Raw genomic sequence first — 12,627 nt, forward strand, 5'->3', positions numbered from 1 at the left:
TAGATAATCAGAACATCGATGCTAGGTGTGGTTCGCTAGACGCTTACAATTAAGCCATCAAGGCAGTGGTGAGTATAGTATTGTATTTCTATGTGGCCTTTTTTTATAGTCTTCTTCGTATAGTTTACCTTGTAACTCTTAGTGTCATCTTTATCGCAGCTGGCTAACATTACCTCTGGTTGTCGGTTAGATATATATACTATGTATTCAATAGCTAACCTGACGTGTTTTATTATTGTGTCGTCAAATATACCTCTGTCTTTGAGGTGATCAACAAAGTGATAGAGAGTGCTATCATTCGCATCATAAATATTGGTGTTTTCTAGCTCTAGAAAAGAGCAGAACAAATTTAAGTTGTATGCCTTTTTAACAACTGTAGTTGCAAGGGGTTTTACGTTATAAACTCTAGGGCCGCCTCCAACATGGGTAAGAAATGCGTTCGCATTCCAATCAAAGCTGCCACCTTCCTTTATAATCAGGGGGACCTGGCATTTAGACCTTTCAGCTATTCTGCTGCTAGTTAAGATGCTACCAAGGTTAGGCTGGTCGGCAATAAAAACTTTCGACATTACTTAACGTCCCAAATACGCTGTTTTCCAAGTATGTGCGCTTGGTCTAGGATTAGTTTTCTAATGGCGTCGTCAATTACCTTATCCTCTCGGTAGCTTTCAATCAGATGCATGTAAGCGCGATATACTTCTGCTAAGGAATTTTTCAGTTCTTCATTCTCTTTGCGTAATTGAACAGTGGTGTCGTCAGTAGATTCATATTGCCGCCTCTTTTTACATTCCTTTTGGCCTCCAGCGAGTCTTTTATTTACATTTTTGATCGCCGCTTGAAGTTTTTTAAGTGCCTGAGCGTTGTGTTTGGTGTGTGCTGTATTCCATGAGTATGAGACGATGCCTAGTTCATCATCGCTCCATTTGTGAACAGCTGACTCCGCAATAGAATATCCTTTAATATTCAGGGATGTGTATACATCATCAATACACTTAATTGCATCTATTAAATTGGCTTTCTTTAAAATTGACTTGGTAATGTCGTTCTTTTTGTTTATTACCTCAGTTGAGGTTTCTCCAGGCTTGTACTGAGACATTATTAGTATCCTTTTTTTCCAGAGAAATAAAAGAAAACTTCCTCACCTTCAATTCTACAAAAGCGAACTTCCTGGTTGGTTTTTTCTTTATGTTCAGAAATTAGCTTTTGCACAAGAGGTTCTATTACAGTCGATACATTCGATGTTTTTCTAGCTTTATCAACAATGGCGAGAATATCTTCATCAGCATTGATGTGTTTGTTTAAAGAGGCTCCGATTCTAGCAAGAGCTAACTCTGCTTCCTCAATCCATTCATCAGTTGGAGCTATTTCAGCATAATGAAATGTCTGGTCTAAGCTGGCGTGCCCCAGAAACCAAGAGAGTTCATCCAGCCCCTCTCCATCAGTAAGATTGAAATATAGAACTGCGAAGAAGCGTCTAAATTGATGTGTTCTCGCGTACCATCTCTTTCCATCAATCACTGGAGACTCGACCCAGTCAAAAAATGTATCTAAGCAATCGTCTAGAGCGTCTCTGCTAAGTGCTTTTTGATGTTCATTAGTTTCTCTTGTATAGGTGGATGCGGTGCTTGAACGAGCATTGAGAGTACGAGTAAAAAGGTACGATTCTTTATCGTCACAAACTAAACTACGTCTATCTTCAATTTCGCATACAAATGCAGCAAACTCTAAACCGTAATCATATACTAGGTCAGGGATTGGCCTGTGTACCTCTTCAAGCTCCCATCTTTCTGAGCTTTTTGGTATCCGCAAAATTAGATCAAATAAGCCATCTATTGGTGATTGCACAAAACAATTGCGTCTCAATGTGAGAAGTGAAGTTGTTCTGGCAGCAGAAAAACTAGCGATAAGTATCCAGATAGAGGCGATGTATATCCTTACAGCTGTTGCTACGGATATGCCGTCGCTAAAATCGTTTTTATAATTCTCACTCTCACGACGCCATGAAGTAAGATTTAGGTCGTTGAGGGCGGCAGGTATCGAGGTGTTTTCAAAAGCCATAAGTTGATATTTAATAAAATTATCAATATGTTCTCTTGCTCCGTTAGAGTTTATTATGGCTCTCTCTTCCTTATTTAACGAAGAAAGGTATTCCCTCAACGCTAGCCCATAAGTGCGAATAAAGTGGAGTGCCGATGACAGTGTATGAAGAGCCGTTTCAACTGGCATAAGTGGGGTTTTCTTGGGTTCAACCATTTCATTGAAAATGGTGTGCCCGCTTGAGAAGAGCTTCTGTACAGCGTGCCTGAATTTGTACTTTTGAGTAGGTCTGGCTGTGTAAAGGCAGTGAAGTTTAGATATTTCGTTTGATATGGTTTTAGCTTTTGGTACTAAATCACGATCTGCGTCGAATTCAATAATGTAAGCATTGGGGTAATGTTTTGTATAACCAATTTCAGTGCGGAATTTTTCGTGATTACATTCTAAATATTTTATTAACCTGTTTTTTAGGCTTCCGAACTGCCTGGTTGTAAGTGTTGTTGACCGTTTTAGTAAGTCCCAATCTATATCGCCTTTTGAATTCCAGTGATTTAGAATAATTTCCAATAACTTATCAAAATCAAGCCTTTCTACTTTGAAAGATAGTAAATAATCTTTAACGTGTTCAAAGCTGATTTCCGCCAAGGTTCTTATAGGCTTCTGGTTTTTTAGCTTTTGCAGTTCATTTGCGTGAAATATCAAGTGACACGCAGTTTTCAATATATCTCCGGTTCTTTCAGCTCTTGTTATCTTGCCTTTGGTATTCAAGTAGAGCAGGCTGTTCCTTACGTCCTCAAGTAAAGGTTTGTTGATTTTATCTGTCAGTAGTTCGTTGTGAGAAACCTCTCTGGCAAAAGTAAGATTTCGAGTAAGGTTCTGGTTATCTTCTAATGCATACCCTGTTTTTGCTATCACCCAGGTAGTATCGAATACACTTTCATTCATCATCCAGCTGGGTTTGGGGTAGCTGTCCACCTTATTCATAGTTGCTGATTTATTAGGGTCATGTAGTTCTTTGTAAGGGGGTAATCCAGTATTTTCCATTTCACTCTTCTTCGATGCTGTTAAGTTTTTTCTCAGCTTGTCTAAGAAGTTGCTTCATGATGAGAGGACCTTCAGAAATTTTAGAAATTGCAGCTCTACAGTCATCTTTAAGACTTTGCTCTTTACCATCCTTTGCATATTTCAATGCCAGCACTATATTTTTAAATGATACGCAAAAATACTTAACCTCAGAGGTTTCATATTCTGTCTCTTGTGATTTAAGGCTCTCATAAAGAGAACCCCCCATATCTGGATTGTCGAAAGCTTTTGTAACTTGGTCGCTAAACTCTCCGATAGTTAACCCAATTGAGTATTCTGGTGATTCATCATAGGCTATAGCCATGAACAAGAGGATGTGCTGAAAGTTTCTGATTTTTACTCTATACACTAATTCAGCTAGGTAATCAGGGATATACCTTGTAAGAGTGGTTTTTACAGTGTTTCCAAAGTAATTAGCGGCCTTTAAGGAGTTACCATTGGAGTCTAAATAAATCCAAACTCCTTTTGATGAGCGAACTTTTTTTAGTGTGATATTATTTAATATGTCGCTGTTTTTTGCAGCCTTAGCTCTGATTGTTTTTAATGTATTTTGAAAGGTTCCAGGCGTGCGGTATTTGACGCCATCTTTGGAAGAGCATAACCAGAGCTCACTTTGTTTTGTAACTTCTCTCGCCCTACAGGTCATACTAAGTGCTATTTTTAGGCAGGTCGCAGCATCAATATCCTGTTCTGGGATATCTTTTAGATCGAGTAAAGACCCCTCAGCCTTTCTTGTTTTAGCATGTCTAGCTCGGGGCTTTAAGGCCCTGAGTCTTACAGAACCTTCATCAGTTACTTGGATAAATTCATGCCCGTGACCACCTGAATATACTTTCACCCTATACAGCGAGTAAGGGTTGATACCAAGCTCTTCAACAATGATGACTTGCATCGCGGAAGCTACTGAAGTTGTTAATCCAAGGTATTGTTGAACTTCATTTATACATCTAATTCCTTCTAGGTTGTGTTTCCCCGTACCATTTATGAAGCAGTCATAAAAGTGATCGAAGTAAGCCACAAGGTTACTTACTCTTTTTGGGGTTGAAGCAATTCCGCTTGAAAATGGATTGCACTCTTTTTCCCATGCCCGATGATTTTTTGAAGTGACTGTTTTCAATGTTCGAAGCTCGGGATGCTTGAGGAATTCAGACTTTTCACTGTTCGATATTATCAGGTCACGATCTTTAAACTTTCGGTAAGCTTCGTAGACTATTTTCCTTGCTTCTTTAAGTAAGAGCTTTAGATTACTGTCAAGATCATCGGCTAGCTCTTTTATGAAATCAGGTGTGTTTCTGAATAGGTTTTTTTTTCGTTCATCATAAACGTCAGTGGTACATAGGAGAGGGTTGTTGACTGTAACCTTCATGGTTTTTGTGCACCTCCGTAGGTTGTCTGGAAAGTCTGTATTCTTAGGTATAAGATTATGGTCCCTAAGGACCTCAATGGCATTTTTTACGTTTTGAAACTTTCCGTAGGCAGAGTTTCTGGAGAACTTGCGTAGTAGGTTGTTCCTGAATTTAAGTAGCGATCCTTCGATTACCTTTGGATGTTCGTACCATCTTTGGTGCTCAAAATATACAAAGTTTAAAAAGTCATTTAGTGGACCTCTGTGGTGTTTTACTATCTTGAAATTGTAGACATGCTCTTTTAACCTCACGACTATTTTAGCAGAACAGGTTCTTGATAGCGTATCGTAGAATTCTTCGTCAGCACTGCACTTTTTAGGCTTGATCTTGCTTAGATACTTAGTAGGAATTACCTGAGTCTTATAAACTTTATATTTAGCGTTAAAATTGGGCTTCTCAGGGAAGCGCAAGTCGCCCGTGATTATTCCTTTATTTACTAATAGTGACATTAGGTTGTAAATTTCGGAGAGTTTTGTCAGAACCACATGGTTTGTGTAGTTTTGGCACAGGTGTGTGCGGATATATACGAGAACCTTTGTTAGTTCAGCAGCGTCACCATTTCTTATGGGGGATTCTAGTAGTCCAATGTATGTATCTACTAAGTTGATTACGTTGTTCCTTCCTTGGCGCGCCCGACTTCTGGCATACTTAACGAGCACTCTGTGTGACTCTGGGCATAGAGAGGCGGATAACGAGTTGAGTTTTACTTCGATTGACATCCCAAAATCCCTACTTGAAAATTTCAATTAGAAAAACTATGGTATCAATTATTGTATAAGTCAAATATATAGAGTAGGTTAATTCTAGTTGAAATGTATGATATAAAGTGACACTTTGAAATAATCCCACAAATAACGCAAGTTGTACTTGAGCGCCGCCCTGATGATGCCAGAGATATCGAATTTCCAGTAACTTGTCCTATTTGTGACTCTCATGTTGAAAAGGTTGAAGGCGAAGCTGTCGCTCGTTGTACGGGTGGGCTTGTATGTCCTGCACAACGCAAACAAGCAATTAAACACTTTGCGTCACGCAAAGCGCTGGATATAGACGGCCTTGGCGATAAAATTGTTGATCAGCTGGTAGACAGAGAGCTTATAAAAACACCCGCTGATTTGTTTATTTTAAAACAAGGACATTTTGAGTCACTTGAACGCATGGGACCTAAGTCAGCCAAAAATTTAGTAACAGCCCTTGAAGAGGCGAAAGGCACTACGCTTGCTAAGTTTTTATATTCATTAGGTATTCGCGAAGCAGGTGAGGCAACAGCACAAAATTTAGCTAATCACTTCCTTACCCTTGAAAATATAATAAATGCCAGCATTGATAGTTTAACGCAGGTAAGTGATGTAGGCGAAATAGTTGCAACACATGTTCGAGGCTTTTTTGATGAAGAGCATAATTTAGCAGTTGTTAATGCGCTTATAGAGCAAGGCGTAAACTGGCCAGCGTTGAGTGCACCTTCTGAAGAAGAACAACCGCTTGCTGGGCTTACTTATGTACTTACTGGTACGCTAAATACGCTTAATCGTAATGACGCAAAAGCACGCTTACAGCAGCTAGGTGCTAAAGTATCTGGTAGCGTATCAGCGAAAACTGATGCGTTAGTCGCGGGTGAAAAAGCGGGTTCAAAACTAACTAAAGCCCAAGATTTAGGTATCGACATACTCACGGAAGATGAATTAATTGAGCTGCTTAAAAAGCATAATGGTTAGGACGCAACAATGAGCCGATACGGTCCAGAATACTGGGATAAGTACGGAAGTTACCGAACTCCTATTGCATTTAATTTAAGTTTGCTTGTGCTATTACGTGGCTATTTTATTTGGGTGATTGCGGCTTTAAGTCGCAGGCCTGAACTTGATTTAATGTCGTTATTTTTTAAAAATAAAAATGATTTTTTTATTGCAATAGCAATTGGAAGTATCGCAATAATACCGACTATTTTATTTTGTTTACGCAGACCACGAGATTCACACAGTGCGAGCGATAAGTTAGCAAAAATATGGCGGCATATGCGCTGGCCCCTTATTGTATGTGCTGTTGTTGATTTAACATGGTTAAGTATTCAAGCCGCGCATAGCCATTATCGATTTTCATCATTTTTAGCAGTACAAATGATGATTGTTTTATGGGTATTGTGGTATTTGGTGAAAAGCCGTTATTTAACCGTTTTTTTTAATGATTGGCCTGAGCCGACAGAAAAAGCATCAGAAGAAAAAAAGCGACTTAAAAGGGATTAGTTGTGGACACTGTAAATAAAAAAATAGCGATAGCTATATCGTTAATAGGCTTAGTGCTTATTATTTTAATGATTAGCACTGAGCTTTTAGAGTCTATGTGGTTTAAAGCGCTATTTGGGTTGTGGTTATTTGTTTTTTGCTCAAGCGTTTATAGGCTAACGCCCTTATTTAAATCAAGAAATAGGCTAGAGGATTTTATTCAGCGAGATGCCCAACATTTACTACTTTTTAGTTTGATGGGATTTTTTGATAAAAAGCATGGTCCAGATTGGTTAGTTATTGAGAGTATTGAACGCATAACGACAAAGGATGATGAGCTAATTATTTACAGTAATAACGAGCGCCAAATGAGTGTTAGTTTACCTGTAAAAAAAGCAGAGCTAGATAGTTTTATTAAACGAATACTTACCGGCTCAGAAAAACAAAATATTACCTTTAGCTGAGGAGATTACCTTTAAGATTGAACGAGTTTTAGTTTTAAACGGTCAACGCTCTTTAGCTGATCTCTAGTGTATTAAATAACGTAATAATTGACCGTACTTCTTATAAATTTATTAAGTACGGTTAATCAACTATTCAATGAGGCTATTATGTTGAAGTGGAATGATGTTATTAACTTTGCCACCAACGGCAATCCTACCCCAAGTAAAAAAGTAGTCAAAACTGACGAGCAGTGGCGGATGCAACTATCAGAAGATGAATATTACGTAACACGCAAGAAGGGAACAGAGCGCCCAGATAGCTCGGGTAGTTGTACATTACTCGAACCTGGCAAGTATGTGTGTATTTGCTGTGATAGTCTATTGTTTGATGCCGATGAAAAGTTTGATAGTGGCACTGGTTGGCCGTCATTTACGCAACCTGCGACAATTGAAGCGATTGGTTATGTAAACGATACAAGTCATGGTATGGAGCGCATAGAGGTGGTTTGTAATGTGTGCGATTCGCACTTAGGCCATATTTTTCCAGATGGCCCATTACCAACAGGTTTACGTTATTGCGTTAATGCCGCAGCAATGAAAAAGCTCTAATATTTTATTTACTAGCGCTTTGAATATCTAAATTCATTTCTTTTGCTATATACAAAATCTTATCTAAACGCTGCGTCTGATCTGCTTGTAATTTAGCTTTATCAAGAAGGGCGTAGCATCTTCTAGCAAGATCCATATTAAATGAGCTGCCAGATTGCTTGGTTGAATCAAATAGGCACTGTAATAAATTAAGTGCAATACTCTGATTGCGAGGCATAACTCTAAACGCTTGTGTAAAAGCTTCCAGCGCAGTATTTAACTGCCCTTTATTAAATTGATTAACGGCATGGTTATTAAGCTCTTTTGGACCCATTTTAATATCGCGTCGCTCACTTTGTTGCTGCTGAATATAACGCAAGTAAGTTGTGTCGCTAACTGCAGGGTGTCTTTCACAGTGGCTAATTATTTGTGTGAATAAGGTTTGCGCCTTCTGATGAAACCCCAGTTCATGAAATGCTTTTGCTTTATCAAGTGCTCCATCAACCGATCGGAGATGAGTATCGTCGTCATCAAGCTGCTCAATTAGCTTTTTCGCTTTTTGATGCTCGTCTTTTAAGTAATGAAGTCGTGCATTTAGTACATCAATCTGAGCTTGATTTGCATTATTAGGAAACTGTTTTTTTAAATCATTAATGTACTGATTTGTTTGTCTAGAAATTCGTTGAATTTGATCAGTTTGATCAGTCGTTAACGCAAAGTCGATACCGGCACGTGCTGCATTCAAATATACATCGGGGTGGTCGTGTATTGAGTGCTTTGCAAAGGTGGCTATATCTTTTTGAGTTAAATAGCTTTTTTCGTAGTCATGATTAATTAGCGACACATTACTTAACGATTTTTGGCGTGTGATGTTTCGCGGTGCAATGTCTGCTGCTTGACTTAAAAAGCTTTGTGCTAGCTCAAACTGATTTAGCTTTATTTCTAATCTGCCCAACAAATCAAGGGCTACTAAACGAGTTTCTTGGCGCTCTAACATTGTCTTGAGCATTCGCTGCGCCAAAATATGTTCGTTATTCGCTATAAGTGCCTCTACTAAACCTACTTTTGCCCAAGCAAATTTTTGAATATCGAGAACAGACTTAAAAAAGTCTTTTGCATCTTGAGCACGCTTTAAGCGAAGTAGGGCATCGCCTTTTAAGCGAAGTAGGATAGGACTGTAATTATTATTTTTTTTATCCAGAGCGGTATCAATAAATTTAATAGCTTTTGAATCGTTACCATCATCAATTAATGAATACACTGTTTGTAAGTCGTGTTTACGCTTTAAGATTCGTTCAATGCGTGTTTTAAGCTCTTGTACTGTAAAAGGCTTAACTAAAAAGTCATCTGGCTGCAGCTCAAGAACACTATGAACGAGTGAGCCACTTGTTTCTGCTGAGATAAAAATAAAGCCAGTCGAACTTTTTATGAGCTGCTTTACACGTAGCTCTTCATAAAGCTGGTAGCCATCTTGGTGTTTGTTTAAGTTGAATGAGCAAACTATTAGATCAAATTCTTCACTTAAACACTGCTCTTTTGCAGAGTTTGCATGATCAGCAAAGCGCAACTGCCGAAAGCCAAGCCTTTCTAACGATTGTTTCATATAGCTTTGAGCAAGTGGCTGCTCCTCTACTATAAGTATTTTGGCTTTTGAATAGATCTTAGTTGGCATTGGCTTAAGCGTAATTGTATTTAACACAGACTATAATCAACAGTTTAACTCCTTACAAGGGAATTTAAATGATAGCTGTATTTATTAGGTACTTAACTTTGTCTAATACGTTTATCTAACTTCGAAAGTACTGAGCCGAATAGCATAATTAAAAACTAAATAAGTAAAATGGAAACGCTATATTTGATGAGCGCTTTGATATGGTAATTTAGATTTTAATAAAAATATGAAATGTATTTAAGGTAAAAAGAGGAGTTAAACGTATTTAATATGGGAAAAGGTTATTACTAGAGAGGTTATCTGATGGTATTTATATGTGGTGGGTGATTACTTGGCTTGATACCAGTGATCCTCGCCATTACTTGTAAAGGGTGGTGATGCTCTTTTTCTTACGGCTAAGTTAATTACATACGATTTATATATTGAGTTTTTATAAAGTTCTTAAATGTATTTAATATGAAAAGAAAGAGTTATTACTAGAGAAGTTATCTGATGGTATTTATATGTGGTGGGTGATACTGGACTTGAACCAGTGACCCTCGCCTTGTAAGGGCGATGCTCTCCCAACTGAGCTAATCACCCACATATAATAGGTATGCCTGTTATTTAATTCTTTATTATCAATTGACCGCTTGATGTAATTTGGTGGGTGATACTGGACTTGAACCAGTGACCCTCGCCTTGTAAGGGCGATGCTCTCCCAACTGAGCTAATCACCCAAATTACATTTTAATATGCACCATTCTAAGAATGGTGGGTCGTACTGGACTTGAACCAGTGACCCTCGCCTTGTAAGGGCGATGCTCTCCCAACTGAGCTAACGACCCATATTAAATTTTAAAACGCGACTATTGATACAATAATAGGTTTATATGTGGTGGGTGATACTGGACTTGAACCAGTGACCCTCGCCTTGTAAGGGCGATGCTCTCCCAACTGAGCTAATCACCCACATATAAATTAAAACGCTACTATTAAAATAAATAGTACTGGACTTTAACCAGTGAACCTCGCCGTTACTTGTAAATAGCGGTGATGCTCTCTTTTTTCTAACTGAGCTAACGACCCATTTAGATTTTCTTGTAATATGCACCATTTAAAAAATGGTGGGTCGTACTGGACTTGAACCAGTGACCCTCGCCTTGTAAGGGCGATGCTCTCCCAACTGAGCTAACGACCCATATTACATGCTACTACCGATATAGATAGTACTGGACTTTAACCAGTGAACTTCGCCATCTTTTATAAAAGGCGGTGATGCTCTCTTTTCTTGTAACTGAGCTAACGACCCATATTACAATTTTAAAACACGACTATTAATATAGTAATAGGTTTTATATGTGGTGGGTGATACTGGACTTGAACCAGTGACCCTCGCCTTGTAAGGGCGATGCTCTCCCAACTGAGCTAATCACCCACATATAAATTAAAACGCTACTATTAAATAAATAGTACTGGACTTTAACCAGTGAACTTTGCCGTTACTTGTAAGTAGCGGTAATGCTCTCTATTTTCTAACTGAGCTTATGACCCATATAGAATTTAGATGTGAACACTTTAACTAAAAAGTGGTGGGTGATACTGGACTTGAACCAGTGACCCTCGCCTTGTAAGGGCGATGCTCTCCCAACTGAGCTAATCACCCACATCTAAACAACATTGCATTGCTGCGTTGTTGTGGGGCGCTATTATAGATAGAGTTGGAAATGTGTCAACACTTGAATGATAAAAATGTGCTGAATGAAGGTTTTATAAACAATAGGATATGGTTGAAGTCTATTTTATCATCAAATTTGATATTGCAGTTCAATTAAGCACCTAAAAGTGAGTAGGGAATTGTACTTTATTAACCTTAAATTTAGTTTTACGATACTCATTGTTTTTTTACTGGAGTCGTTTTTATGATTATGAGCAAGATGGATTAATATTAGGGCGAGTTATTTAGTGAATAGAGCGGTCCTTTAAAAATGAATTTAATCTAAACTTCCCAAAACAAATGCTATTTCAGCATTCTAAACTCTATTTTTGTACTTACTTTATTTTTATAAGCCAACCTAGCCATCTCGTAAATACGTATTCCTCGCTACTAGCCTTCGGATTAAGACTAAATAGATCACATATAACTAGGGCGTGTTGACCTTTGTGGATTCAAATTTGTTCAATCTAGGACGATTAAATCGCGGCGCGAGGTTTGTAACCTAGTGGGCTCGGTAACTGCTCCTGCGTTACCCTAATGGCTTACATCCATGTAAGAATAAGTAAAAACCGAGCAAAGCTTCCGCTTCACCCACCAAAGATCAACCCGCCCTGAAGTTTTATACATAGAATTACGAAGCAACAGTGCTCTTTTAAAAATGCTCTTTAAACAATAATCGAATTTTTTAGTACGAGTTACGCTGGTTATTAAGCAAGTAAAGGCTGCGGGTACTCTCAAACCCACATTTAAGTTTTGGTTATTATAAGCAATTGTAACTTTTAAAAGATTAAGGCGATTGGCGGGGCCTTAATTGGTAGTTTTTAGATAAGTTTAATTTGCATATAAATGTATACCTTTGCTTTGATGCAATTTTGTTTCATTAAATGGGGGAGTGGGGGCTATTGAGTATTCGCTGCAATATAGTGATGTTATTATAAGCAGTAGGGTTAGAATCTTATTCAAATTGTATTTTTTAGCACGCTTGATAGCCAGTTTGTTGAAAATTAAACCATTTAAATAAAGCTAGGTAAAAAACTGTTGACTTTATTTTGGGTGGTGCATAGAATGCGCCCCGCACTAAGCGATACACGATGTGTTTATCACGACGGGTATTGATTAAGTTGGGGCCATAGCTCAGCTGGGAGAGCGCTTCGCTGGCAGTGAAGAGGTCTGCGGTTCGATCCCGCATGGCTCCACCAAAAATTAGTGTTTTGTCCTAGGGTAGCAGTTTTCTGTGTCCCCATCGTCTAGAGGCCTAGGACACCGCCCTTTCACGGCGGTAACAGGGGTTCGAATCCCCTTGGGGACGCCACTTAACTTTTATTAGTTAAAGGCGGTTTTACCGAGAAAATAGCGTCACAATTAAAGCTCGAGTCTTTACTTGTATTAAACGCAATTACCTTAAAGCTCATGATGTGAGTTAAACTTATCAACTGTCCTAGTGACACATTTATGTGTCCCCATCGTCTAGAGGCCTAGGACA

General features: G+C 38.5%; 8 protein-coding genes, 9 tRNA genes and 1 pseudogene. 6 read left to right on the forward strand and 12 right to left on the reverse strand.

Annotated elements, in window-relative coordinates; genetic code table 11:
- Positions 1-35: 35 nt before the first annotated feature.
- The 4 genes from GQR53_RS19170 to GQR53_RS19185 are packed head-to-tail and all read right to left on the reverse strand — an operon-like array spanning position 36 to position 5,245.
- Complete coding sequence (locus tag GQR53_RS19170; protein WP_206013397.1) at positions 36-569, reverse strand: hypothetical protein; 534 nt, start codon at positions 567-569, stop codon at positions 36-38.
- Complete coding sequence (locus GQR53_RS19175) at positions 569-1,096, reverse strand: hypothetical protein (protein WP_165744959.1); 528 nt, start codon at positions 1,094-1,096, stop codon at positions 569-571. The genes GQR53_RS19170 and GQR53_RS19175 overlap by 1 nt, the downstream gene beginning before the upstream one ends.
- 2 nt (positions 1,097-1,098) lie before the next feature.
- A complete protein-coding gene (locus GQR53_RS19180) occupies positions 1,099-3,081 on the reverse strand; it encodes a hypothetical protein (protein WP_165744960.1) in 1,983 nt (660 codons plus the stop codon).
- Between the two features lies 1 nt (position 3,082).
- Positions 3,083-5,245 carry a hypothetical protein gene (locus GQR53_RS19185; protein WP_165744961.1) on the reverse strand — a complete coding sequence of 721 codons (2,163 nt, stop codon included), beginning with the start codon at positions 5,243-5,245 and terminating at the stop codon, positions 3,083-3,085.
- 72 nt (positions 5,246-5,317) lie between these two features.
- Here GQR53_RS19185 and GQR53_RS19190 point away from each other — a divergent pair.
- The 4 genes and pseudogenes from GQR53_RS19190 to msrB all read left to right on the forward strand — a co-directional run.
- A pseudogene (locus GQR53_RS19190) lies at positions 5,318-6,238 on the forward strand (helix-hairpin-helix domain-containing protein); the annotation flags it as partial.
- A gap of 9 nt (positions 6,239-6,247) precedes the next feature.
- Complete coding sequence (locus GQR53_RS19195; protein WP_138489372.1) at positions 6,248-6,766, forward strand: DUF2919 domain-containing protein; 519 nt, start codon at positions 6,248-6,250, stop codon at positions 6,764-6,766.
- Between the two features lie 2 nt (positions 6,767-6,768).
- On the forward strand, positions 6,769-7,209 hold the full coding sequence (locus GQR53_RS19200) for a hypothetical protein (RefSeq protein WP_165744962.1): 441 nt from the start codon (positions 6,769-6,771) through the stop codon (positions 7,207-7,209).
- Between the two features lie 147 nt (positions 7,210-7,356).
- The gene (gene msrB, locus GQR53_RS19205; RefSeq protein ID WP_165744963.1) at positions 7,357-7,797 is read left to right on the forward strand and encodes a peptide-methionine (R)-S-oxide reductase MsrB; all 441 of its coding nucleotides are present in this window, start codon (positions 7,357-7,359) and stop codon (positions 7,795-7,797) included.
- A gap of 4 nt (positions 7,798-7,801) precedes the next feature.
- On the opposite strand, the gene GQR53_RS19210 is transcribed toward msrB, so the two are convergent.
- The 8 genes from GQR53_RS19210 to GQR53_RS19245 all read right to left on the reverse strand — a co-directional run bounded on the left by GQR53_RS19210 (position 7,802) and on the right by GQR53_RS19245 (position 11,093).
- On the reverse strand, positions 7,802-9,448 hold the full coding sequence (locus GQR53_RS19210; RefSeq protein ID WP_165744964.1) for a tetratricopeptide repeat-containing response regulator: 1,647 nt from the start codon (positions 9,446-9,448) through the stop codon (positions 7,802-7,804).
- 506 nt (positions 9,449-9,954) lie between these two features.
- Positions 9,955-10,030: transfer RNA gene (locus tag GQR53_RS19215), tRNA-Val, on the reverse strand.
- A 61-nt stretch (positions 10,031-10,091) separates the two neighbouring features.
- Positions 10,092-10,167, reverse strand: a tRNA-Val gene (locus tag GQR53_RS19220).
- Between the two features lie 32 nt (positions 10,168-10,199).
- Positions 10,200-10,275 (reverse strand) — tRNA-Val (locus GQR53_RS19225).
- A gap of 48 nt (positions 10,276-10,323) precedes the next feature.
- Positions 10,324-10,399, reverse strand: a tRNA-Val gene (locus GQR53_RS19230).
- Between the two features lie 153 nt (positions 10,400-10,552).
- Positions 10,553-10,628 (reverse strand) — tRNA-Val (locus GQR53_RS19235).
- Between the two features lie 161 nt (positions 10,629-10,789).
- Positions 10,790-10,865: transfer RNA gene (locus tag GQR53_RS19240), tRNA-Val, on the reverse strand.
- A gap of 152 nt (positions 10,866-11,017) precedes the next feature.
- A tRNA-Val gene (locus GQR53_RS19245) sits at positions 11,018-11,093 on the reverse strand.
- Positions 11,094-12,267: 1,174 nt separating this feature from the next.
- Here GQR53_RS19245 and GQR53_RS19250 point away from each other — a divergent pair.
- Positions 12,268-12,343: transfer RNA gene (locus tag GQR53_RS19250), tRNA-Ala, on the forward strand.
- Positions 12,344-12,380: 37 nt separating this feature from the next.
- A tRNA-Glu gene (locus GQR53_RS19255) sits at positions 12,381-12,456 on the forward strand.
- Positions 12,457-12,627 lie beyond the last annotated feature (171 nt).

This window comes from Pseudoalteromonas sp. Z9A6, from assembly GCF_011378805.1.
In the GTDB taxonomy this organism is placed as follows: Bacteria; Pseudomonadota; Gammaproteobacteria; order Enterobacterales; family Alteromonadaceae; genus Pseudoalteromonas; species Pseudoalteromonas distincta.

Coding starts and splice junctions, on each gene's coding strand:
- GQR53_RS19195 (WP_138489372.1), top strand. CDS start 6,248: ATGAGCCGATACGGTCCAGAATACTGGGATAAGTACGGAAGTTACCGA.
- GQR53_RS19180 (WP_165744960.1), bottom strand. CDS start 3,081: ATGGAAAATACTGGATTACCCCCTTACAAAGAACTACATGACCCTAAT.
- msrB (WP_165744963.1), top strand. CDS start 7,357: ATGTTGAAGTGGAATGATGTTATTAACTTTGCCACCAACGGCAATCCT.
- GQR53_RS19210 (WP_165744964.1), bottom strand. CDS start 9,448: ATGCCAACTAAGATCTATTCAAAAGCCAAAATACTTATAGTAGAGGAG.
- GQR53_RS19170 (WP_206013397.1), bottom strand. CDS start 569: ATGTCGAAAGTTTTTATTGCCGACCAGCCTAACCTTGGTAGCATCTTA.
- GQR53_RS19185 (WP_165744961.1), bottom strand. CDS start 5,245: ATGTCAATCGAAGTAAAACTCAACTCGTTATCCGCCTCTCTATGCCCA.
- GQR53_RS19175 (WP_165744959.1), bottom strand. CDS start 1,096: ATGTCTCAGTACAAGCCTGGAGAAACCTCAACTGAGGTAATAAACAAA.